Source organism: Bradyrhizobium sp. S3.2.6 (assembly GCF_040546885.1).
Classification (GTDB): Bacteria; Pseudomonadota; Alphaproteobacteria; order Rhizobiales; family Xanthobacteraceae; genus Bradyrhizobium; species Bradyrhizobium cytisi.
The window spans coordinates 221008-242494 of the sequence record NZ_JBEPOS010000003.1; the positions used below are offsets into that span (position 1 = coordinate 221008).

The window sequence follows — 21487 nt, forward strand, 5'->3', positions numbered from 1 at the left end:
GCTTTGATGAAAAAGATCGCAAAGCCGAGCTTCCATCGTCCAATGAATAATGGCACCCTCTGCATGCCTAAATATTATGAATGGGAACTGGGATGGCGCGGATCAATTCGCGGCAGGTGGAGGCCTTCCGCGCGACGATGCTGACCGGCAGCGTCACCGAGGCCGCGGCACTGATGACAGTGACGCAGCCGGCGGTGAGCCGGTTGCTGCGCGACCTCCAGGCGCTGCTGAAAATGGAGCTGTTCGAGCGGCGCGGCACTGGCCTCGTGCCGACAGCGGCAGCGATGGCGCTCTATACCGAAGTGGAGCGCTCCTTCGTCGGCCTCGAGCGCATCACCGCCGCGGCGGAAGAAATTCGCGGCCGCCGCACCGGCTCGCTGCGGATCGCAGCACTGCCGGCGCTGTCGAACGGCTACCTGCCGCGGCTGACCGGTCACTTTCTGAAGGAGCGGCCGAATCTCAACCTCGCCTTTTTCGGCGTGATCTCGCCGATCGTGGTCGACTGGGTGCTGAACAATCAGTGCGACGTCGGCTTCGCCGAGGTGCCGATCGCACATTCCGGCCTGCCGACCTTGAGGTTGCCGGCGCCCGCGCGCGTCGCGGTGCTGCCGACGGGGCATCGCCTCACGGAAAAGGACGTCCTGGAGCCGCGCGATTTCGAAGGCGAGACGTTCATCTCGCTGTCGGCGGGATCGTCGAGCCGGCATCTCGTCGACCAGGTCTTCCATCGCCACGATGTCCGCCGCGTGCTTCGGGTCGAGACCGCGCTGTCGGAGATCATGTGCGGCATGGTGTCGTCGGGGCTCGGCGTTGCGATCTGCGATCCCTTTACCGCGCAGGAATTTTCCACCCGCGGCGTCGTCGTGCGCCGCTTCCTGCCGCGCATCGACTTCGAGTTCTCCGCGGTGTTTCCCGCGCAGCGCAGCCCTTCGCCGGTGGCGCTCGATCTCGTCGAGACCATGCGCAAGTCGCTTGCTGCGTTTGATAGCTAACCGTTGAACGCGGCCTGCGCCTCCGGCAGGTCCCAGATCTTGCCGATGGCGGCGGTTCCTGCCGCCGTGATCGCCGCCTCGTCGGCGCCGAGATAGCATCCCGCATCGACCAGCACGCGGCCGTCGACCATGACCTGGTCGATATTGGCGCGGTTGGCGAGTGCGATCAGCGCGCGGCGCGGGTCGAACAGCGGCTGAAGATGCGGATGGGTGAGATCGACCACGGTGAGGTCGGCGGTGGCGCCCGGCTCGATGCGGCCGAGGTCCGGCCGCTTGATGACGTCGGCCGCGACCGCCGTGTTGGCCTCGATCAACTCGGGCGAATTGGCGACATCGGCACGCTGCGACGTGACCTTGGAGATCAGCGATGCCGCATTGAGCTCGCCGAGCAGGTCCATGTTGTAGCCGTCGGTGCCGACCACGGTGCGGACGCCATGCTCGGCGAACCGGCTGAAGGCGGCAGTGACGCCGGCGCGCGCGAAAACGCGCGGGCAGTTGAGCACGGTCATGCCGCGCGCGGCCATCAGCTTGAGGTCATTGTCCGAGCTGAACATGCAATGCGCCGCCATCAGATCGGGCGCCAGCAGGCCGAGCCAGTCCAGATATTGCGTCGGCGTACGGCCGCCATAGCGCTTGCCGATGGTCTCGACCTCGGCGCGGCTCTGCGCCATGTGAGTCGTGATGGGCACGCCGAGCTCGCGCGCCCGCGTGGCGCAGGCCTGCAAGAGATCGGGGCCACAGGTGTCGGTGGCATGCGGGCTCATCGCAAGATTGATGCGGCCGTCGCCGCGATTGTTCCAGCGCTGATAGAGCGCATCCCACGTCGCCATGTCGGCGGTGCCGTCGTCGCCGGAATATTGGACCACACCATCGGGGCCGGCCTTGGCGTCCGACGTCGAGAACAGATACGGCGCGCCGTAGAAGCGGATGCCCATTTCCTCCGCGGCGTCGAACATCTCGGGGATCGAGTTGCGGAACGGCTCCATCACCGTGGTGGCGCCGCCCTTGAGGAGCTGGAGAATGCCGAGCCGCGCCACCGCAAGCCGCTCTTCCGCCGACAAGATATCGGCGCCGCGCTTGGTCAGCGGCAGCAGCACCGTGTAGACGATGCTCTGGTTGTTGTGGCGGCCGTTACCATCCTCGCTGTGGCTGCGCGCCACGGCCTCGGAGAAGCAGTGATTGTGCAGATTGAGCAGGCCCGGCAGGACGAAGCGGCCGGGACGATCGTAGACCTCGTCGGCGCTCGGCCTGTCGCGCGTGACTGCGGCGATCTTCTTGCCCTCGACCAGGACCCAATGGTCGCGCAGCACATCCTGCGTGCCGTCCTTGCGTGACAGCACATAGCTGCCGAAGATTGCTGAGGTGCTCATGCGGGGCGTACGTTCCAGAAGACGGCGGTGCCGTCGAGAATGCCGGTGATGTCCTTGCGATAGGCGGTCGGCTGCTTGTACAGGCCGATCGGAATATAGGGGATTTCCTCGAAGGCGACTGCCTGGATCTCGCGGCAGATGCGCTGTTGCTCCGCGAGCTCGGACGCCGCCAGCCATTGGCTGCGCAAGGGCCCCATCTTCTCGCTCGCGTACCAGCCGGCGACCTTGCCTTCGCCGCGAATGTTGGTGTTGCCGGCCGGGTTGAGCCAGTCGATGCCCTGCCAATTGCCGACCGCGGCGCTCCAACCGCCCCGCGGAATCGGGTCTTTCTTGAGCTGGCGCTGCAACACCACAGCGAAATCGAGCCCGGCATATTCGACGTTCATGCCGGCCTTGCGCAGGCTATCGACTGCGATCTCGCCGAGCGGCTTCTGCGCCAGCGAATTGGTGGGGACGAGCACCGCGATCTTCTCGCCATTGTAGCCGGCGGCTTTCAGATCGGCCTTGACCTTGTCGTAGTCGCGCGGACCGCGGAACACGCCGAGGCCGACATCGCTCGCCATCGGCGTGCCGGGCGCGAAGAAGCCGATCGGCGAGACCTGGAAGGCCGGATCGGTGCCAGCGACCGCGGTCATGAAAGCGGACTGGTCGATTGCGCCCAAAAGCGCGCGGCGGATGGCGGGATTGTCGAACGGCGGCTGCAGGTGGTTGAGCCGAAGCATGCAGGCATAACCGCGTGGATCGAGGATACGCGTCTCGATGTCGCCGGCGGCCTTGATGATCGGCAACAGATCGTGCGGCGTGGTCTCCTGCCAGTCCTGCTCGCCGGTCTGGAGCGCGGCAACGCCGGTGCCGGCATCGGGCGTGGTGGTCCAGACGACGCGGTCGTAGTGCACGATCTTCGGCCCCGCGGTCCAGTCCGGCTTGCCGTCGGTGCGGGGTTGGTAGCGGTCGAATTTGGCATAGGCGTTGCGGGCGCCCTGCACGCGCTCATCGGCGAGATAGCGGAACGGACCGCTGCCGATGACTTCGGTCAGTGGCTTGAACGGGTCCTGGCTCGCCAGCCGCTCCGGCATCATGAAGCAGGGATTAATCGCGGCCTTGCCGAGCGCCTGCGGCAACAGCGGGAACGGGCGCTTGAGACGGAAGCGGATGGTACGGTCGTCGGCGGCTGACAACTCGTCGGTCGCCTCCATCAGCTCGCCGCCAAAGCCGTCGCGCGCGGCCCAGCGGCGGATGCTGGCGACGCAATCGCGCGCCAGCACATGCTCACCGTCGTGCCAGAACAAGCCGTCGCGCAAGCTGAGGTCCCATTGCAGTCCGTCGCCGGAGATGGCCTGCCCCGACAGCATCTGCGGCGAGAGCTGGAGCGAGGAGCTCATGCCATAGAGCGTGTCGTAGACCATGAAGCCGTGGTTCCGCGACACCTGCGCGGTCGAATAAATGGGATCGACGAAGGCGAGATCGATGACGGGGATGAAGCGCAGCGTGCGCTGGGATTCGGCTCGCACGATGCCCGGCATAGAGAGTGTCGGCACTGTTGCGGCAGCCTTGAGGAGCGAGCGGCGGGAGATGGGCATTACAAGAGGTTCCTGAGGGTATCTTACGTATTCAACAAGACCGCGCCGATCGCAGCCGCGACCGCCTGCTGCGCAGGTTCGATCACGGGCACGCCGATCGCCTCCGCGATCGCCGCGCGGTGAGACGCCATACCGGCACAGCCCATCACCACGACGTCGGCGCGACATTGCTTGACCAGCGCGCGGCCGGCTTCGATCAACCGCCCGCGGATGTCGGCGCCTGCCGTCTCCGCCGCGCTTGCGCCGACCGACCAGCTTCCGGCGTAGCGGCCGTCGACGCCCATCACCCGTGCCATGCGCTGCTGGCGGCGGATGCTCGATGGCGACAGCGCGATGATGCCGAAACGTTCGCCCAGCATCAGCGCGCGAAAGATGCCGCATTCGGCGATGCCCAGCACCGGCCGGCCGCCGGCCGCCTCGCGCACCGCATGCAGCCCGGGATCGCTGAAGCACGCGAGCACGAAGGCATCCGCATCGTCACGCGCCACGCGATTGACCAGCGGCATCACCACACTGTCGGCATCGCGCTGCGAGCTGATCCCGGGCGGCCCCTCAGCGAGGCCGACCACCTCGATGTCAGGCCCGCCGATGATCCGCAGCGGTGCCACCGCGTCGTCGATCGCCGCGGTCACCGACGCCGAGGAGTTGGGGTTGATGACGAGGATGCGGCGACGGGTCATGGCATGGCTCAACGGTTGGCGGCCTCGTGGCGCAGGAAGTTTTCAGCGATCTTCTCGCCGGTGGTGATCCAGACGTCCGGGCACGACTTTGCGTAGGTCAGGAACTCGCGCAGCAGGCGCAGCCGCATCGGACGGCCGCTGCACTGCGGATGCAGCACGGTCGTGACCATCGCGCCCCAGTCGCGGGTTTCGTCGAGTTCGTCCTTCCAGATCGAGAGCACGTGCTCCCTCGGGAAGATCGAGCGCGGGCTGAAGCGCGCCGAGAGACCGTGCATCCAGTCGTCATAGCTCGCCGTCACCGGCAGCTCGATCGTGCCGGGCTTACCGTCAGCGAGACGATGGCGATAGGGCCGCACGTCGTCGCGGAACGAGGACGTGTAGACGATGCCGTGACGCACGAGTGCGACGCGCAGCTCCTCGGTGAACTCACCGTAAGGAGCCCGATAGCCGGTCGGCCTGACGCCGAGCCTGCGCTTCAGCGCTTCGAAACCGCGCTCAAGCTCCTCCTCGATCCAGGGATCGCCGGGATCGGGCAGCAAATGGTGATAGCCGTGATGGCCGATCTCGTGGCCGGCCTTGAGAATCGACTCCGCCATCGCCGGATGCGCATCGACCGACCATCCCGTGACGAAGAACGTCGCCTTGAGATCGAGCTGGTCGAGCAGCTCCAGCAGCTTCGGTGTGCCGACGCGCGCCTCGTAACCGCCATAGCTCATGGTAATGAGCCGCTGCGCGTGCACCGCGTCCTTGCTGGTCCACGCGCTCTCCGCGTCGACGTCGAAGGACAGGAACATCGCCGACTTGTACCGCTTGGGCCAAGGGTATTCCGGCGCGGGATCTGCGGTGTTGGCTGGGGTGAGCGGGATGCTCTGGAGGGCCTTACTGTCCAGCATTGATGGTTGCCTTTTCGAGTGCGTTGTCTGTCAGTTTCCACTTCGCAAGCAGGGTTTTGTAGGTGCCGTCGACGATCAGCGCATCGACAGCCTCGATCATTGCCTGCTGTAACGCCTTTTCCTTGACCGGCAGCGCAATGCCCGTGAACTGCGTTGCGAACGGATCGCCGACCGGCGCATAGGTGCCCGGCTCGATATCCATCAGATAGGGCAGCGTCTCGTTGCCTTGAACGGCAGCGTCGATGCGGCCCTGCCTGAGCTGCGTGCGCGCATCTGCCGAGCCGTCGGTGCCGACGAACTGGATCGGATTGCTGCCGCAATTCTTCTGGCTCCACTTATCGATCTCGGCCGGAAACATGGTCCGGCGGCTGGCGCCGACCTTCTTGCCGCACAGCGCAGCCATGTCCTTGAACTCGGACACACGGGATTGCTGCACGAAGAATTTTGGACCGCTGCGCAAATAATCGACGAAGGAGGCAATGTCGTGTCGGCTCGCATAGTCGGTGAAGCCGGACAGGATGGCATCCACCCGGCCCGTCGAAATCGAGGGCATGAACTCGGCAAAGCTGGTTTCAGTCCATTCGATCTTGACCCCGAGCTTGCGCCCGATCGCCTCGCCGAGATCGATGTCCAAGCCCGACAGCGTGTTGGTGGCGGGATCGCGGAACTCCATCGGCGGATAATTCGGCACCAGCGCGATCTTGATGCTGCCGCGCTTGGCGATCTCCGGCGGCAACTCGATCGCCCAAGCCTGAACACTTAGAGCCGAAACGGTCATGGCACCGAAAAGCGCCGCCGCAACCAAAACTCTCTTCATCAACACGCCCCCATTTCAGATCACTGCCGAAAGAAATGCCTTGGTCCGCTCCTCGCGCGGCGCGCCCAGCACGTCCGAGGCGCGGCCCTGCTCGACAATCGCGCCCTGGTCCATGTAGACGACGCGGTCGGCGACCTCGCGGGCGAAGCCGAGCTCGTGCGTCACCACCAGCATGGTCATGCCGCTCTTCGCCAGCTCCTTCATCACCGCGAGCACCTCGCCGACGAGCTCCGGGTCGAGTGCGCTGGTCGGCTCGTCGAACAGCATCAGCATCGGTTTCATCGCAAGTGACCGCGCAATCGCCACACGCTGCTGCTGGCCACCGGAGAGCTGCGCTGGATACGAATTGGCCTTCGCCAACAGCCCGACGCGCCGGAGCAGCTCGAGCGCCTCGGCGCGCATCTCGTCGGCTTTGCGGCCCTGCACCTGGAGCGGACCTTCGATGATGTTTTCCAGCGCGGTCTTGTGCGGAAACAGGTTGAAGCGCTGGAACACCATACCAGTCTTCAGACGCTGCCGCCCGATCTCGCGCTCGCTGAGGCGATGGAGCCGCCCGTTTTGCTCGCGCACGCCCAAGAGCTCGCCGTCGAGCCAGATGCCGCCGCTATCGATGGCGGCGAGCTGGTTGATGCAGCGGAGCAGCGTGGTCTTGCCCGAGCCGGAGGCGCCGATCAGACACATCACCTCGCCGGGCCAGACGTCGAGCGAGACGTTTTTGAGAGCCTGGAACTCTCCAAAACTCTTGGCTACAGAGCGGATCGCGACGAGGGGCTTTGTCATCGCGCAAATCGCAATGTGCCGCGTGCAAAACGGCGTTCGAGCAGCATCTGGAGCGGCGTCAGGATCGAGACAACGACCAGATACCAGAGCCCGGCGACGATCAGGAGCTCGATCACGCGCGAGTTCGCGTAGTAGATGTTTTCGGCGTTGTGCAGCACTTCCGGATATTGGATGACGCTCGCAAGCGAGGTCGCCTTCACCATGCCGATGAACTCGTTGCCGAGCGGCGGGATCACCACGCGCATCGCCTGCGGCAGGATGATCCGGCGCAGCGCACGCAGCCGTCCCATGCCGATCGCCTGCGCCGCTTCATATTGCCCGATGTCGACCGACAACATGCCCGCGCGCACCACTTCGGACGTGTAGGCGCCCTGGTTGATGCCGAGCCCGAGCAGTGCGGCGAGGAACGGCGTCATGACATCGACGGCGCGCGCACTCCAGAGGCCGGGAATACCGATGGTCGGAAACACCAGCGCGAGGTTGAACCAGAGCAGCAATTGCAGGATCAGCGGTGTGCCGCGGAACAGCCAGGTGTAGCCGGCCGCCACCGTCTTCAGCACTGGATTGGGCGACAGCCGCATGATCGCGACGACAACGCCGAGAAAGATGCCGAGCGCCATCGCCAGCACCGCCATCACCATGGTGTTGACGATGCCTTCGAGGATCACCTTTGCGGTGATGAAGCGACTGACATAGGACCATTCGATCTGCCCATTGGCGAAGGCGCGCGCGATCGCCGCCAGCACCAGGACGATCAGTGCCACGCTGAGCCAGCGAAACCAGTGCGGCTCGCGCGCGATCCGCATCCCCGACAAATCGGGAAAACCTTCCGCGAGTGCCGGCGCCGGCCTCATTGCGGCGCCGCGTTCAGCATGGGCTGGGTCACTGCATTCGCGCCCAGGCCCCATTTGTCGAGAACCGCCTTGTAGGAGCCGTCGGCGATCATGGCCGTGAGCTTTTCCGTCACGACGTCACGGAGTACGGAATCGTCCTTGCGGAACATGATGCCTTGATATCCCGTGGACAACTGCCCGCCAACGATGCGGTATTTGCCGGCTTCCTGAGCTTGCGCATAGGGCAAGGTCTCACTGCCCTGGACTGCGGCATCGATGCGGCCTTGCTTGAGCTGGTTGCGGACGTCGATCGAGTTCTCACCGGGAACATACTGGATGGCAGGCTTGCCGGCCGGCTCGCAATTCTGCTTGCTCCACTTATCGATCTCGAGTGGAAACGCCGTGCTGCGCGTCGTGCCGACCTTCTTGCCGCAAAGATCGGTGGCGCCCTTGGCGTCGCTCTCCGTGAGCACGAAGAATTGCGGGCCGGTGGTGAGATAGTCGACGAAGTCCGCCGTCTCGCGCCGTGAGCTGCGATCCTGAATGCCGCTAATGATGAAATCGGCGCGCTTGGTCTGGAGCGAGGGAATCAGCTCGGCGAATGGCGTCTCGCTCCAGACAATCTTGAGGCCGCCGAGCCGCTTGGCGAGCTCGTTGGCGAGATCGATGTCGAGTCCCACCAGCTCATTGCTGGCGGGATCGCGATATTCCATTGGCGCGTAGGTCGAATTGACCGTGAGTTTCAGAGCGCCCGCTTGCTTGATCTCGGCAGGAAGCTCGGCGGCTTGCGCTGTGGCAATGGCCGCCAGCGCGGCAAGACCGAGAGAAAGCGAGAGGCGTATCATGTCAGCTCCTTTGCCAGTGTCTTGCCAACGCCGTGCCAATCGTCAGTCCGCGTCGAGAACGGCCGGCTCGATGACGCCGGCGCGCTCGGTGATCACCCTGTATTGCTCGGGCCGCCGGTGGGCGTCGAAATTGAACATCTTGTCCTTGCCCTGGCGGCAGAGGTCGAGATCGATATCGGCGACGATCACCTCGTCGGTCAAGGTCGCAGCCTGCGCGACGATGCGGCCGTTGGGATCGACGATGCAGGAACCGCCGATCAGCCCCGAGCCGTCCTCTTCGCCGGCCTTGGCCACCGAAATCGCCCAGGTCGCGTTCATGTAGGCATTGGCCTGCGTCACCAGCGTCGAATGGAAGGTGCGCAAGGATGCATCTTCTGTGCTGCCGCCGTTGGGATCGTAGGCCGCCGAATTGTAGCCGATGCAAACGAGCTCGACGCCCTGCAGGCCGAGCACGCGCCAGGACTCCGGCCAGCGACGATCGTTGCAGATCATCATGCCCATGATGGCATGCGCCCAGGCCGAGCCGGCGCGGAACGCGGGAAAGCCGAGATCGCCATATTCGAAATAGCGCTTCTCAAGCTGCTGATAGCGCTCGCCCGGCCGCGGCTCGACCGAGCCCGGCAGATGCACCTTGCGATAGCGGCCGAGGATCTCGCCGTCGCGATCGACCAGGATGGCGCAATTGTAGCGGCGGCCTTCGGCGGTCTGCTCGGCATAGCCGACATAAAAGCCGACACGCAGCGCCCGCGCGCGATCGAACAGCTTTGCCACGGCCGGGTTCGGCATGCCGTGCTCGAAAAACTTGTCGAGCGCTTCACCTTCGAGCAGCCAGCGCGGAAAAAAGGTGGTGAAGGCGAGCTCGGGAAACACCACGAGGCTGGCGCCGCGGTTCGCCGCTTCCTCCAGCATAGCAAGCATCCGCGATAGCGTATGCTCACGCGTATCGGCTTTTTGCGTCGGCCCCATCTGGGCGGCGGCGGCGCGAAGGACACGAACCAAGACTGCCTCCAATCTGTGCGCAATGCCGCCTCAATGGGCGAATGAACCCTTTGATCCAGCATGCAAATCCGCGACCATTAGGCGCAAGGAGGGCTGCAAAAGCAATTCATCGTGCTATGATGTTTTGGCCCTGAGTATAATCGGCAGTGATATGAACCTGCGCCAGCTCGAGATCCTGCGTGCCGTCATCCGCCATCGCACCACGGTGGCGGCGGCCGATGAGCTGGCGCTGTCGCAGCCCGCCGTCAGCAACGCGCTGAAGACGATGGAAGCGCAGGCGGGCTTTGCGCTGTTCGAGCGCGTCAACAACCGGCTGTTTCCGACCGCGGAGGCGATGGCGCTCTACAAGGAGAGCGAAGCGATCTTCGCGCTTCACGCCAAGCTCGAGAACCGCGTGCGCGACCTGCGTGAGAACCGCTCAGGACATCTCGCGATCGTGGCGACGCCGCCGCTCGCCTACAGCATCATTCCCTCCGCTCTATCAGCCTTCCTGCGCTGCCGCCCGGAGACACGCGTGTTCTTCGACGTCAGGCGCTATGAGGGCATCATCGAGGGCGTGCTCAGCCGCGTCGCAGAGCTCGGCTTCGCGCTCGGGCTGACGCACCATCCCGGCATCGCGCATGAGGTGGTGCACACCGGCGAAATGGTCTGCGTACTGCCGCCGCAGCATCCGCTCGCCGACAGACCGGTGATCTCGGCCGCGGATCTGTCCGGCCTGCCCTTCATCGGGCTCGAACGCGGCACCCGGCTTGGCGAAGCCGTGCGCGACAGTTTCGCCCGCGCCGGCGCGCCGTTCCAGCCGACCGTCGAGGTGCGCTATTGCAACACGGCCTGCGTGCTCGCAGCCGCCGGCGTCGGTGCCGCCGTGGTCGATCCCTTCTCGCCGCACCAGAACGCCGGCCACGGTCTGGTCGTCCGGCCGTTCACGCCGACGACCCGCGCCGTCGCCTACATGCTATGGTCGGAGGCGGAGCCGCTGTCGCGTCTGGCCAAGGCCTTTCTCGGCGAGATCCGCAAGGAGAGTGCGCTGTTGGACCGCACAGCGCCACACCAGCAACATGGGGCAGGAAGCGACTGAGCTTCGCAACCTTTGACCTGAGGGGCACTTGGCACGCATCACCATCATCGAGACCGGACAGGTTCCGCCAAAATACCGCGAACAGCACGGCTCCTTTCCGGACATGTTCGAGCGCATGGTCCGCGCCGAGGATCCGACAGCCACGGTCGACGTCGTCAGCATCCCGAATGGCGATGCGCTGCCCGATCCGAGCAAGCTCGAGGCCGTGCTGATCACCGGTGCTGCCGCCGGCGTCTATGACGGGCTCGACTGGATCGCGCCGCTGGAAGATTTCGTGCGCACGGCTTACGCCAACAAGACGCCGATGGTCGGCGTCTGCTTCGGCCACCAGCTGATCGCGCAGGCGCTCGGCGGCACCGTGCGCAAGTCTGAGAACGGCTGGGGCATCGGCCGGCACGTCTATCAGGTGCTGCCGGAGAACGGCGTCGTCGACGGCGAAGCGGTCGCCATCGCCGCCTCACATCAAGACCAGGTGATCGAGCCACCGAACGACGCGCTGACGATCCTCTCGTCCAAATTCACACCGCATGCCGGCCTGCTCTACGCCAACGGCGCAACGCTGACAGTGCAGCCACATCCGGAGTTCGACGTGGAGTTTGCGCAAGTGTGCTGCGAGTTGCGCGACGGCAAGGCGCCGGAGGATGTCGTGGCAACGGCAAGGGATTCGCTGGCGCAACCGTTGGACAACGCGAAGCTCGGCGGCGCGATTACGAGGTTCTTGGCGCGACGCTGATTTCACCTCACCCCGCTTGCGGAAGCAATTCAGAACGGATCCGTTCCAGGCCCTGGCACATCCGCCGGGCGCGGTCCCGGCGCCGCCCAGTGAAAGCGGCGATCCTTCTCCGCAATCGCGATGTCGTTGATCGAGGCCTCGCGCCGCCGCATCAGGCCGTGCGCGTCGAACTCCCACTGCTCGTTGCCGTACGAGCGATACCATTGGCCGCTCGCGTCGTGCCATTCGTACTGGAAGCGCACCGCGATGCGATTTTCGTCGAAGGCCCAGAGATCCTTGATCAGGCGGTACTCCTGCTCCTTCTCCCATTTACGGGTGAGGAATGCGACGATCGCTTCGCGGCCCTGAAACACTTCCGCGCGATTGCGCCAGCGGCTGTCCTCGGTATAGGCGAGCGAGACGCGCACCGGATCGCGCGAGTTCCAGGCGTCCTCGGCCATGCGCGCCTTCTGCGCAGCGGTCTCTCGGGTGAAAGGCGGAAGCGGCGGGCGCGACATGATGGCCTCATCGGTTGGTTTGGGGCGCAATCTATCCGCGCACGCGATGGAGTCGAGAGGCCATCGCCTATCGACCGATCACGAAATCAGATCGGCCTTCATCAGCGTGCGGATCGACTTGGGGATCGGTTGAGCCCTGCCGCCGCTGATGAAAGCGACGCGCACCTCGGCCTTGACCAGCACGTCCTCACCGCGCCGCACCTCCTGCGCCAGCATGATGGAGGCGCCCTTCACCGCAACCGGCCAGGTCACGATATCGAGCACGTCGTCCATCCGCGCCGGCTTGAGGAAATCCAGATGCATCGAGCGCACGACGAAGGCAAAGCCTGCGCCTTCCGTCTCGGCCTGCTCGAACAGCGCCTGCTGCTGAGCGCCCATCAGCCGCAGATGATTGGTGCGCCCACGTTCCATGTAGCGCAGATAATTGGCGTGATAGACGATGCCTGAAAAATCCGTGTCCTCGTAATAGACGCGGACCTGCATGTGGTGGCGGCCGTCGCGGATCTCGCCGTCGAGATGAGACATCAAGCTACAACTCGCTGAATATCAGGGACGGCGCCGTGGCGAAGCATGGGCATCAGACTGGGTCCCCCCGGCGCGCGCAAGACGGCGTGCGGCCTCCATCTGGACGAACGCCCTCAATGCTTGCTCGACAACGGCAGATGTCTCTGCAACGCCGACAAACTGTCGTGCCTGTGCGAAAAGCTCATCGTCAATTGAAATCGTGGCTATCATGAGCGCTCCTCTACACCAGATGTAGCATTATCTGATGTAGGTTTCACGCCCCGTCGTCACGCCACCACCGGCGCCCGCCCCAGCGTCACCTCGACGATCTCCGGCGGCACGCCGACGCGGACCGGCATGATGCTGCAACCGAGGCCGCCGGAGATGATGACGTCGCACTTCAGCCGCAGATGGCCGTAGGCGAGCGGAATGCCGTGTTGCGGCGGAAGCGCAGGCGACCAGCCGAACAGGCGGACCTGACCGCCATGGGTGTGGCCGGAAAGCTGGAGCGCGACACGCGCGGGCACGCGCGTCGCGATATACGGCTCATGCGCGAGCAGGACGATTGGAGCGTCGTCCGTAACCTTTGCGAGCGTCGCGGTCAGATCGTCGACACCGAAGCGCTGAGCGCGGCCGTAGCGCTGCGACGGCGCATAGGCGAGCTGATCGCCGAGGCCGGCGAGCCAGAACGGGCGACCATCCTTGGTGAGACGCACGACGTCGTTCTCGTAGACGGGAATGCCAGCCGCCTCCAGCGCACGATGGGCGACCGTCGGCCCGCGCCCGGCCCGCTGCACGACCTTGTCGTCCCAATAGTCGTGGTTGCCCATGACGGCATGAACGCCGAGTGGCGCCTTGAGGCCAGTCAGCACTCCCGCCCATTCATCGGCCGGGATGATGCGCGTGACATGGTGATGACCGGCGACATAGTCCCCGAGCAGCACGATGAGATCGGGACTGAGAGCGTTGGTGCGATCGACGATGGCCTCGATCCGATCCAGCGACATCCAGGGATCGCAGGCATGGATGTCGGCGACGACGGCGATCTTCAGCGGAAAATCCGCTGGCCATTGCCGCGGCATTGGATGATAGCGAGTAACGCGCAGCCGCAACACCGGCTCGACACCAACGCCGTAAGCCGCGGTCGAGACGCCGAGGGCGGAGAGACCGCCGATGGAACGGATGAGATGACGCCGATTGATCATGGAAGTCCGATAGTGATGCGGCCTCTTGATGCGATCCGATTGGAGCGGAATTGGGGTGCGTTCGTGCAGAGTGTCTGCACAGAGATTACCGGAAGTTCATGACACCAGGGCAATGCGCGCCGGCGCAAATCAGTCGTCGCTCTCGTCCGTACCGAACAGGCCGAACTGGGCCGCCGCATCGCGCGAAGGCTCTGCGATGCCGAGATGGCGGAAGGCGTGCGAGGTGAGCAGGCGGCCGCGCGGGGTGCGCTGGAGATAGCCGCACTGAATGAGATACGGCTCGATGATGTCCTCGATCGCATCGCGCGGCTCCGACAGCGCGGCGGCCATCGTCTCGACGCCGACCGGGCCACCACCATAGTTCGTCGCGATGGTCGTGAGGTAGCGGCGGTCCATGGCGTCAAGGCCGGCGGCATCGACCTCGAGCGCGCTCAGCGCGTGATCGGCGATCTTGCGGTCGATCCGGTCGGCATCGGCGGCCGAGGCGAAATCACGCACGCGACGCAACAGGCGGCCGGCGATGCGCGGCGTGCCGCGGGCGCGCCGCGCGATCTCGTTGGCGCCATCCGCGCTCATGCCGACATTGAGCACGCGCGCACCGCGAGTGACGATGCTCTCCAGCTCCTCGATCGTATAGAAATTGAGCCGGATCGGAATGCCGAAGCGATCGCGCAGGGGATTGGTGAGCAGGCCGGCGCGCGTGGTGGCGCCGACGAGAGTGAATTTTGACAGCTCGATCTTGACCGAACGCGCTGCCGGGCCTTCGCCGATGATGAGGTCGAGCTGAAAATCCTCCATCGCGGGATAGAGCACCTCTTCCACCGCGGGACTGAGGCGATGGATTTCGTCGATGAAGAGCACGTCGCGCTCTTCGAGATTGGTGAGGAGTGCTGCGAGATCGCCGGCCTTGGCGATCACCGGGCCTGACGTGGCGCGAAAACCGACGCCGAGCTCCTTGGCCACGATCTGCGCCAGCGTGGTCTTGCCAAGGCCCGGGGGACCTACGAACAGCACGTGATCCAGCGCCTCGCCGCGCTTCCGCGCCGCCTCGATGAAGATCGAGAGATTCTTGCGCGCCTGCGCCTGGCCGACGAAATCGGACAGCGATTGCGGCCGCAGCGCGGTGTCGCCGACATCATCGCTGCGGCGCTCGGGCGTGACCATGCGGTTGGCCTTGGGATCGCTCACTTCGCGAGCTCCTTCAACCCAAGCCGGATGAGCTGCGCCGTTTCGGCGTTCTCACCCGCGCTGCGCGATGCCAAGGCGATGGCCGCAGCGGCCTGCGGCTGGCCGTAGCCGAGATTGACCAGCGCGGAGATCGCGTCCGCGACGGGGCGCGGCGCGCGCTGCTCGTCGACGGCACCGGCGAGATGCACGACGGCGGGATCGACATTGGCGAAGGCCGGCGCCTTGTCCTTCAACTCGGTGACAATGCGCTCGGCCACCTTGGGCCCGACGCCGGGGGTGCGCGCCACGGCAGCCTTGTCGCGCAGAGCAATCGCATTGGCGAGATCGGCTGGCGCGAGCGTGCCGAGCACGGCGAGCGCGACCTTGGCACCGACACCCTGTACGGTCTGGAGCAGGCGAAACCATTCGCGCTCCTGGTCGGTGCGGAAGCCGAACAGTTTTATTTGATCCTCACGGACATAGGTTTCGATCGAGAGCACCGCTGCGTCGCCGGGCGAGGGAAGATGCTGCAGCGTCCGCGCCGAGCAATGCACCTGATAGCCGACGCCGCCGACGTCGAGGAGCACATAATCCTCGCCGTAGGAATCGATCAGGCCCTTGAGCTTGCCGATCATAGTCCCACCACCTTCAGCCTGAGCGCCGTGGTCTGGCGGTGATGGGCGTGGGTGATGGCGATGGCAAGCGCGTCGGCGGCGTCGGCCGACGGCGGCTCGGCCTTGGGCAGCAATATCTTCAGCATCATCGCGATCTGCTGCTTGTCGGCGTGACCGGCGCCGACCACCGTCTTCTTCACCTGGTTCGGGGCGTATTCGGCGACAGGGATGCCGAACATTGCGGGCGCCAGCATGGCGACGCCGCGGGCCTGGCCGAGCTTCAGCGTCGCGACGCCGTCCTTGTTCACGAAGGTCTGCTCGACCGCCGCTTCCATCGGATTGTGATTGGAGAGAACCGCCGTGAGCCCCTCATGGATCGCGAGCAGCCGGCTCGACAGCGGCAAATCGTCCGGCGGTTCCACCGAACCGCAGGCGACGTAGATCAGGCGATTGCCGTCGGCCTCAATCACGCCCCAGCCGGTGCGGCGCAGGCCGGGGTCGATGCCGATGATGCGGACGGGTTGGCGAATCGGGAGCGCGGTCATGGGCCAGTGATAGCGGTTGGCCCATGATAGCGAAACAGAAACAGAACAGAAGTCCCCGGAGAAAGGCCGTCGCGTCGGTGAGCGCCGCTCCGAGCCCTCAACCACCCATCTTCGCGACCAGCGCGTCCGAAATCTCGAAATTGGCGTAGACGTGCTGGACGTCGTCGTGCTCGTTGAGCAGGTCCATCAGCTTCAACAGCTTCTCGCCGGTCTCGTCGTCGACCGCGACCGTATTCTGCGGCTTCCAGATCAGCGCGGCCTTGCGCGGCTCGCCGAACTTGGCCTCCAGCGCCTTTGCGACGTCGCGATAGCTTTCGGTCGAGGCATAGATTTCGTGGCCGCCCTCGCCCGAGACCACGTCGTCGGCGCCGGCCTCGATCGCGGCATCGAGCACCGCGTCGTCATCGGCGACGCCGCGGTCGTATTCGATGATGCCGGTGCGGTCGAACATGAAGGACACCGAGCCGGTTTCGCCGAGATTGCCGCCGGATTTGGTGAAGAAGGAGCGGATGTCGGAGGCGGCGCGGTTGCGGTTGTCGGTCAGCGCCTCGACGATGACGGCGACGCCGCCGGGGCCATAGCCCTCGTAGCGAATCTCGTCATAGTTCTCGCCATCGCTGCCGAGCGCCTTCTTGATGGCACGCTCAATATTGTCCTTCGGCATGTTCTCCTGGCGCGCCGCGATGATGGCCGCGCGCAGGCGCGGGTTCATGTTGGGATCGGGCGTCCCCAGCTTGGCGGCAACGGTGATTTCCCGCGCCAGCTTGCCGAACAGCTTCGACTTCTGGGCATCCTGCCGCCCCTTGCGGTGCATGATGTTCTTGAATTGGGAATGTCCGGCCATGCGTGATCTTCTCTAGAGAATCGTGCGCCAAAGGTGAGCGTGGGGAAGCGCGGCCTTATAGGCCGCCAACCCACCGGAATGAAAGAGCCTCTCATACTTTAAGGTAATAGCGTAGGGACCCGTGCCCAGAAGTCAGGCACCGTTAACCCTGATTTCATTCCGGCCTGAGAAAATAGCGTCCGCCCATCTCCCGACAAGAGTAGACCCAATGGCGTTCGCATTATTTCGGAAGCGCCGGCCGGACATGGCCGCACCAGCGGCAGCCGCGCAGCCGGCGGCAGCGCCCGCTCCGGCCGTCGAGGTCGATTCGGCCCGGGAAATCCTGGAACTGCTGGAACTCGAGCTCGGCGCCATGATCCGCCAGCTCGAGCGCGCCGCCAATTCGGTGGCGGGCGGCGCCGAGGCCACCGCGGCGACACTTGCCGACATCCGTCAGCGCACCGACGCATTGACCGGGCGGACCAATGCCGCCCAGTCGAACGCCTCGGGCTTTGCCCATGCCGCCGACAAGTTCACCCAGTCCGCGCAAGGCATCGGCGCGCAGGTCCGCGAGGCCGGCAAGCTAGCCGACGAGGCCAGCGCCGCCGCGCAGGAGGCGCGCGCCAATGTCGACCGCCTGCGTGAATCCTCCGCCGCGATCGGCAATGTCGTCAATCTGATCGCGCAGATCGCGCGGCAGACCACCCTGCTCGCACTCAACTCCACCATCGAGGCCGCGCGCGCCGGCGCCGCCGGCAAAGGCTTTGCGGTCGTCGCCACCGAGGTCAAGGCGCTTGCGGTACAGACCCAGGGCGCCACCGAGGAGATCTCCAAAAAGATCGACGCGCTCCAGCGCGACGCCGCCGGCTCCGCGGACGCGGTGCACCGGATCTCGCAGGCGATCGAGGCGATCCGCCCGGTGTTCGACACCGTCAATGGCGCGGTCGCCGAGCAGAACGCCACGACCAGCGAGGTCTCCGGCAACGCGGCCAGCGCATCGCAGTTCATCATCTCGGTCGGCGAAAGCGCGGCCGAGATCGACGCCGCCACCAAGGCAGCCGAGACCCATGGCGAGAACGTCGCCAGCGCCGGCAAGGCCGTGACGACCTTCGCCCGGAAGCTGAAATCGCGCTGCGCAGTGTTGCTCCGTCAGAGCGAGCACGACGATCGCCGCAAGACCGAGCGGCTGCCCTGCCACCTCAAATTCGAGAGCGCGCGCGGCGTGCTGCCGGTCTATGAGATCGCGATGGACGGCGTCTTGATCGGTGGTGCGGAAGCAAGCCGGCTCGCGCCGCAGGCGATCATCGACGGCACCCTCGAGGACGTCGGGGCCTGCCGACTGCGCGTGGTCGAGCAGTCCAAGGCCGGCGCCCGCACGCAATTCGTCAACCCCGATGCCGCGCAGCGCGAGAAGGTCGAAGACAAGCTCTGGTCGATCCACGAGGAGAACACCGAGTTCGTCACCCGCGCGATGGAGGCCGGCACCGCGCTGACCCGGATTTTCGAGCAAGCGGTCGCACGCGGCGAGGTCAAGATCGATGATCTCTTCGACACCGACTACGCCGAGATCGCCGGCACCAATCCGCAGCAATACCGCACAAAATACCTGGACTGGGCCGACCGCGCGCTGCCGCCGTTCCAGGAAGCCTTTCTCGCCAAGGAACCGCGCATGGCGTTCTGCGCCATGGTCGACCGCAACGGCTTCCTGCCGGTCCACAACAAGATCTATTCGCATCCGCAGCGGCCGGGCGATGCCGCATGGAACATGGCCAATTGCCGCAACCGCCGCATCTTCAACGATCCGGCGGGGCTGGCTGCCGCGCACAATTTGCGCTCGTACCTGATCCAGAGCTATGCGCGCGACATGGGCAACGGCAACACCGTGATGATGCGCGAGATCGACGTCCCGATCCGCGTGCAGGGCCGGCACTGGGGCGGATTTCGCACGGCCTACAAGCTGTAGTGCACGCTCAGGCAAGACGCCGGGCGCGAATCACGTCTTTAGGTGAAGTTGGAATGGGAATGCCGCGGAGGGCCGGCGAACGGCTCTGACTTGAGGAAGCCCCGTACATGTCCTTCGCCCAGCTTGCAGTCATGGACACTGGATCCAACCGGACGCTCGCCGAGCGGCTGATCGACCAGCTTGCCGACCGCATCGGCGGCCTTGGCGTCGAGCTTGCCGACATCGCCGGTAATGTGCAGGAGGTCGCCAACCGCGTCGCCAACCAGTCGGAGCGGTTCCATCACCTCCAGAAGACGGCTGAGACCATGGTCTCGGCCAACCACGACATCGCCAACGCATCACAGGCGGTGCAATCGACCGCATCGGCGGCGGTCGGCGAGATCGCGCAGTCGCGCGGTGCGGTCGACACCGCGGTCAGCCATATCTCCGAGCTCGTTGCTGCCGTGGAGCGGATCGAGGCGCGGCTGAGCGCCGTCGGCTCGGCGCTGGCGCAGGTCGCAAAAGTCTCCGGCTCGATCGAGGCGATCGCCAAGCAGACCAATCTGCTTGCGTTGAACGCGACGATCGAGGCCGCGCGGGCCGGCAATGCCGGACGCGGGTTTGCGGTGGTCGCAAGCGAGGTCAAGAACCTCGCGGAGGCCACCCGGCAGGCCACGCACCAGATCGCCGACACCGTGCGCGATCTCGATGGCCAGATCGAAGGCCTGATCGGCGAGAGCAGCGATGCGTCCCGGCGCGCCAAGACCGCGGGCGAAGGCGCCCAGCAGATCTCCGGCATCATCTCGCGCGTCCAGCAGGGCTTCGCCTCCGTGGAAGCGGAGATCGACAGCGTCACGCGTGCGGCGACCTCCAATCTCGGCCACTGCGACACCGTCATCAACGAGCTCAACGAGCTCGCCAAGGGCGTCGACCTTTCCTCACGCGATCTCAGGAGCGCCGACCAGCGCGTGACGAAGCTGCTCGACACCTCCGAAGGCTTGATCGCGCTGATCGCCGACAGCGGCGTGGAGACATCCGATGCGCCGCTGATCCGCGCCGTCGTCGACACCGCCAAACGCATCTCGGCCGAGTTCGAGGCCGCGATCGATCGCGGCGAGATCACGCTCGACCAGCTCATGGACGAGAGCTACCGGGAGATCGCCGGCACCGACCCCAAGCAGTATCTCACCAAATATGTCGAGTTCACCGATCGCGTGCTGCCTGCGATCCAGGACCCGATCCAGAAGTCCGATCCCCGCATCGTGTTCTGCGTCGCCTGGGCGAGGAGCGGCTATCTGCCGACGCACAATCCGAACTACCGGCTACCGCAGGGCAAGGACCCGGTCTGGAACAACGCCAATTGCCGCAACCGCCGCCTGTTCACTGATCGCGCCGTGAAGAAGGTCGCGGCCAACACAAAACCCTTCCTGCTGCAGACCTATCGCCGCGACATGGGCGGCGGGCAGTTCGTGCTGATGAAGGACCTGTCCTCGCCGATCATGGTCCGCGGCAAGCACTGGGGCGCGTTCCGGATGGGTTTTCGGCAGGGCTGAATCAAAGACCTCGAAAACAACCCCATGCACAGTAGCGGGGCTGCGCGGAATCAATGGCTTAGCGGGATGAAATGAGGCTTGGCTGGTTGCCAAGGAGAAGGTGCGCGACCTCTCCCGCTTGCGGGGGACGTTGAGCAAATTCCGAATGTCCCAGTTGACCCGTCGGGCAAAACAGGAGCACGATGCCATCATCGGGCACGTCGGCTTTTGCGCCATTGGAACTGATTCCTTCAGACGCGCACCGTGCCCGCCCTCACCCGACTTTCACAATCGCACGACTTTCGTCTTGGCATGGTTTTGCGCATTCGCACGCTGATGCGCGGAGGTCGACACCGCATAGGATGCAAAAGCGTCAGAAAATGATGCTTATCATATCAATTAGCCCAAAAGCGCCGCACGGATCGCCGCACAAATTCGTGAACGTCATGGCCTGATGCTCTGAGCACGCAAATATGCATCGCAAGAAATTTCAACGCTTCATCGTTTCACACCGGTATGATTATTGTCGCGCACGAGTTCGCCACCTAGATCGCCGTAAGCGATCTGGCGAAGAAGGGAATGCATATGGCAACTATTCTCACCATCAACGGCGAAACGAAATCCTTCGACGCGCCACCGGAAATGCCGTTGCTGTGGGTGCTGCGCGACATTCTCGGAATGACCGGCACCAAGTTCGGCTGCGGCATTGCCCAATGCGGTGCCTGCACGGTGCATGTCGACGGCAAGGCGGTGCGCTCCTGCGTGCTGCCGGTCAGCGCGGTCGAAAATCGCGCCATCACCACCATCGAACATGTCGGCAGCACGCCGTCGGGCGCGAAGGTGCAGAAGTCCTGGCTCGATGCCGAGGTGATCCAGTGCGGCTATTGCCAGTCCGGCCAGATCATGTCGGCCGCGGCACTTCTGGCGACAACGCCCAACCCTGACGATGCCGACATCGATGCGGCGATGGCCGGCAACATCTGCCGCTGCGGCACCTATGTGCGCATCCGCGAGGCCATCAAGCAGGCCGCCAACGGCCGTCAGTCGTGAGGTCCGCC

23 protein-coding genes are annotated in these 21487 nt (G+C 65.0%); 6 read left to right on the plus strand and 17 right to left on the minus strand.

The window, feature by feature from the left end:
* The first annotated feature begins 92 nt into the window (after positions 1–92).
* Positions 93–992, plus strand: coding sequence for a LysR substrate-binding domain-containing protein (locus ABID58_RS08795; protein ID WP_354032339.1), 900 nt, complete (start codon positions 93–95; stop codon positions 990–992).
* Here ABID58_RS08795 and ABID58_RS08800 read toward each other — a convergent pair.
* From ABID58_RS08800 to ABID58_RS08840, 9 genes are read right to left on the minus strand one after another with little or no spacing between them, the layout of a single operon-like run.
* Entirely contained in the window at positions 989–2362 is a 1374-nt protein-coding gene (locus tag ABID58_RS08800; protein WP_354032340.1) for an amidohydrolase family protein, read from the minus strand. The genes ABID58_RS08795 and ABID58_RS08800 overlap by 4 nt on opposite strands.
* Positions 2359–3942 carry an ABC transporter substrate-binding protein gene (locus tag ABID58_RS08805; RefSeq protein WP_354032341.1) on the minus strand — a complete coding sequence of 528 codons (1584 nt, stop codon included), beginning with the start codon at positions 3940–3942 and terminating at the stop codon, positions 2359–2361. Before ABID58_RS08805 ends, ABID58_RS08800 begins: the two co-directional genes overlap by 4 nt.
* A gap of 23 nt (positions 3943–3965) precedes the next feature.
* Positions 3966–4622: an aspartate/glutamate racemase family protein gene (locus ABID58_RS08810; RefSeq protein WP_354032342.1), complete on the minus strand. Its 657-nt coding sequence runs from the start codon at positions 4620–4622 to the stop codon at positions 3966–3968.
* An 8-nt stretch (positions 4623–4630) separates the two neighbouring features.
* The gene (locus ABID58_RS08815) at positions 4631–5515 is read right to left on the minus strand and encodes a polysaccharide deacetylase family protein (protein ID WP_354032343.1); all 885 of its coding nucleotides are present in this window, start codon (positions 5513–5515) and stop codon (positions 4631–4633) included.
* A complete protein-coding gene (locus ABID58_RS08820) occupies positions 5502–6332 on the minus strand; it encodes an ABC transporter substrate-binding protein (protein ID WP_354032344.1) in 831 nt (276 codons plus the stop codon). Before ABID58_RS08820 ends, ABID58_RS08815 begins: the two co-directional genes overlap by 14 nt.
* Positions 6333–6347: 15 nt before the next feature.
* The gene (locus ABID58_RS08825; RefSeq protein ID WP_354032345.1) at positions 6348–7112 is read right to left on the minus strand and encodes an amino acid ABC transporter ATP-binding protein; all 765 of its coding nucleotides are present in this window, start codon (positions 7110–7112) and stop codon (positions 6348–6350) included.
* Positions 7109–7966 carry an amino acid ABC transporter permease gene (locus ABID58_RS08830; protein WP_354032346.1) on the minus strand — a complete coding sequence of 286 codons (858 nt, stop codon included), beginning with the start codon at positions 7964–7966 and terminating at the stop codon, positions 7109–7111. Before ABID58_RS08830 ends, ABID58_RS08825 begins: the two co-directional genes overlap by 4 nt.
* A complete protein-coding gene (locus ABID58_RS08835; protein WP_354032347.1) occupies positions 7963–8790 on the minus strand; it encodes an ABC transporter substrate-binding protein in 828 nt (275 codons plus the stop codon). The genes ABID58_RS08830 and ABID58_RS08835 overlap by 4 nt, the downstream gene beginning before the upstream one ends.
* Positions 8791–8832: 42 nt before the next feature.
* Positions 8833–9789, minus strand: coding sequence for an N-carbamoyl-D-amino-acid hydrolase (locus ABID58_RS08840; RefSeq protein ID WP_354032348.1), 957 nt, complete (start codon positions 9787–9789; stop codon positions 8833–8835).
* 151 nt (positions 9790–9940) lie between these two features.
* Between ABID58_RS08840 and ABID58_RS08845 the strand changes: the two genes are divergently transcribed.
* Together ABID58_RS08845 and ABID58_RS08850 are read left to right on the plus strand one after the other, a co-directional pair.
* A complete protein-coding gene (locus ABID58_RS08845) occupies positions 9941–10867 on the plus strand; it encodes a LysR family transcriptional regulator (RefSeq protein ID WP_148754055.1) in 927 nt (308 codons plus the stop codon).
* A 28-nt stretch (positions 10868–10895) separates the two neighbouring features.
* On the plus strand, positions 10896–11600 hold the full coding sequence (locus ABID58_RS08850) for a type 1 glutamine amidotransferase (protein WP_148754056.1): 705 nt from the start codon (positions 10896–10898) through the stop codon (positions 11598–11600).
* A 29-nt stretch (positions 11601–11629) separates the two neighbouring features.
* Here the strand turns inward: ABID58_RS08850 and ABID58_RS08855 are convergent, their stop codons facing one another.
* The 8 genes from ABID58_RS08855 to ABID58_RS08890 all read right to left on the minus strand — a co-directional run bounded on the left by ABID58_RS08855 (position 11630) and on the right by ABID58_RS08890 (position 16976).
* Positions 11630–12097 (minus strand): nuclear transport factor 2 family protein, encoded by a 468-nt coding sequence (locus ABID58_RS08855; protein WP_148754057.1) that lies wholly within the window; start codon positions 12095–12097, stop codon positions 11630–11632.
* A gap of 78 nt (positions 12098–12175) precedes the next feature.
* Positions 12176–12622: a tol-pal system-associated acyl-CoA thioesterase gene (gene ybgC, locus ABID58_RS08860; RefSeq protein ID WP_354032349.1), complete on the minus strand. Its 447-nt coding sequence runs from the start codon at positions 12620–12622 to the stop codon at positions 12176–12178.
* 21 nt (positions 12623–12643) lie between these two features.
* Positions 12644–12832 (minus strand): type II toxin-antitoxin system VapB family antitoxin, encoded by a 189-nt coding sequence (locus ABID58_RS08865; RefSeq protein ID WP_354032350.1) that lies wholly within the window; start codon positions 12830–12832, stop codon positions 12644–12646.
* Positions 12833–12888: 56 nt separating this feature from the next.
* Positions 12889–13806 carry a metallophosphoesterase gene (locus ABID58_RS08870; RefSeq protein WP_354032351.1) on the minus strand — a complete coding sequence of 306 codons (918 nt, stop codon included), beginning with the start codon at positions 13804–13806 and terminating at the stop codon, positions 12889–12891.
* Between the two features lie 129 nt (positions 13807–13935).
* Positions 13936–14970 carry a Holliday junction branch migration DNA helicase RuvB gene (gene ruvB / locus ABID58_RS08875; RefSeq protein WP_354032553.1) on the minus strand — a complete coding sequence of 345 codons (1035 nt, stop codon included), beginning with the start codon at positions 14968–14970 and terminating at the stop codon, positions 13936–13938.
* 20 nt (positions 14971–14990) lie between these two features.
* Positions 14991–15608, minus strand: a complete 618-nt coding sequence (gene ruvA, locus ABID58_RS08880) for a Holliday junction branch migration protein RuvA (RefSeq protein ID WP_354032352.1) — start codon at positions 15606–15608, stop codon at positions 14991–14993.
* Positions 15605–16132 (minus strand): crossover junction endodeoxyribonuclease RuvC, encoded by a 528-nt coding sequence (gene ruvC / locus ABID58_RS08885; RefSeq protein ID WP_354032353.1) that lies wholly within the window; start codon positions 16130–16132, stop codon positions 15605–15607. Before ruvC ends, ruvA begins: the two co-directional genes overlap by 4 nt.
* Positions 16133–16229: 97 nt before the next feature.
* Complete coding sequence (locus ABID58_RS08890) at positions 16230–16976, minus strand: YebC/PmpR family DNA-binding transcriptional regulator (protein WP_354032354.1); 747 nt, start codon at positions 16974–16976, stop codon at positions 16230–16232.
* Positions 16977–17184: 208 nt separating this feature from the next.
* On the opposite strand from ABID58_RS08890, the gene ABID58_RS08895 reads away from it, so the two are divergent.
* The 3 genes from ABID58_RS08895 (at position 17185) to ABID58_RS08905 (ending at position 21479) form a co-directional block, all read left to right on the plus strand.
* A complete protein-coding gene (locus ABID58_RS08895; protein WP_354032355.1) occupies positions 17185–18918 on the plus strand; it encodes a methyl-accepting chemotaxis protein in 1734 nt (577 codons plus the stop codon).
* Positions 18919–19025: 107 nt separating this feature from the next.
* A complete protein-coding gene (locus ABID58_RS08900) occupies positions 19026–20450 on the plus strand; it encodes a methyl-accepting chemotaxis protein (protein WP_354032356.1) in 1425 nt (474 codons plus the stop codon).
* 564 nt (positions 20451–21014) lie between these two features.
* Positions 21015–21479, plus strand: a complete 465-nt coding sequence (locus ABID58_RS08905) for a (2Fe-2S)-binding protein (protein ID WP_354032357.1) — start codon at positions 21015–21017, stop codon at positions 21477–21479.
* Positions 21480–21487 lie beyond the last annotated feature (8 nt).

Coding starts and splice junctions, on each gene's coding strand:
- ABID58_RS08795 (WP_354032339.1), top strand. CDS start 93: ATGGCGCGGATCAATTCGCGGCAGGTGGAGGCCTTCCGCGCGACGATG.
- ABID58_RS08800 (WP_354032340.1), bottom strand. CDS start 2,362: ATGAGCACCTCAGCAATCTTCGGCAGCTATGTGCTGTCACGCAAGGAC.
- ABID58_RS08805 (WP_354032341.1), bottom strand. CDS start 3,942: ATGCCCATCTCCCGCCGCTCGCTCCTCAAGGCTGCCGCAACAGTGCCG.
- ABID58_RS08810 (WP_354032342.1), bottom strand. CDS start 4,622: ATGACCCGTCGCCGCATCCTCGTCATCAACCCCAACTCCTCGGCGTCG.
- ABID58_RS08815 (WP_354032343.1), bottom strand. CDS start 5,515: ATGCTGGACAGTAAGGCCCTCCAGAGCATCCCGCTCACCCCAGCCAAC.
- ABID58_RS08820 (WP_354032344.1), bottom strand. CDS start 6,332: ATGAAGAGAGTTTTGGTTGCGGCGGCGCTTTTCGGTGCCATGACCGTT.
- ABID58_RS08825 (WP_354032345.1), bottom strand. CDS start 7,112: ATGACAAAGCCCCTCGTCGCGATCCGCTCTGTAGCCAAGAGTTTTGGA.
- ABID58_RS08830 (WP_354032346.1), bottom strand. CDS start 7,966: ATGAGGCCGGCGCCGGCACTCGCGGAAGGTTTTCCCGATTTGTCGGGG.
- ABID58_RS08835 (WP_354032347.1), bottom strand. CDS start 8,790: ATGATACGCCTCTCGCTTTCTCTCGGTCTTGCCGCGCTGGCGGCCATT.
- ABID58_RS08845 (WP_148754055.1), top strand. CDS start 9,941: ATGAACCTGCGCCAGCTCGAGATCCTGCGTGCCGTCATCCGCCATCGC.
- ABID58_RS08855 (WP_148754057.1), bottom strand. CDS start 12,097: ATGTCGCGCCCGCCGCTTCCGCCTTTCACCCGAGAGACCGCTGCGCAG.
- ybgC (WP_354032349.1), bottom strand. CDS start 12,622: ATGTCTCATCTCGACGGCGAGATCCGCGACGGCCGCCACCACATGCAG.
- ABID58_RS08865 (WP_354032350.1), bottom strand. CDS start 12,832: ATGATAGCCACGATTTCAATTGACGATGAGCTTTTCGCACAGGCACGA.
- ABID58_RS08870 (WP_354032351.1), bottom strand. CDS start 13,806: ATGATCAATCGGCGTCATCTCATCCGTTCCATCGGCGGTCTCTCCGCC.
- ruvB (WP_354032553.1), bottom strand. CDS start 14,970: ATGGTCACGCCCGAGCGCCGCAGCGATGATGTCGGCGACACCGCGCTG.
- ruvA (WP_354032352.1), bottom strand. CDS start 15,608: ATGATCGGCAAGCTCAAGGGCCTGATCGATTCCTACGGCGAGGATTAT.
- ruvC (WP_354032353.1), bottom strand. CDS start 16,132: ATGACCGCGCTCCCGATTCGCCAACCCGTCCGCATCATCGGCATCGAC.
- ABID58_RS08890 (WP_354032354.1), bottom strand. CDS start 16,976: ATGGCCGGACATTCCCAATTCAAGAACATCATGCACCGCAAGGGGCGG.
- ABID58_RS08895 (WP_354032355.1), top strand. CDS start 17,185: ATGGCGTTCGCATTATTTCGGAAGCGCCGGCCGGACATGGCCGCACCA.
- ABID58_RS08900 (WP_354032356.1), top strand. CDS start 19,026: ATGTCCTTCGCCCAGCTTGCAGTCATGGACACTGGATCCAACCGGACG.
- ABID58_RS08905 (WP_354032357.1), top strand. CDS start 21,015: ATGGCAACTATTCTCACCATCAACGGCGAAACGAAATCCTTCGACGCG.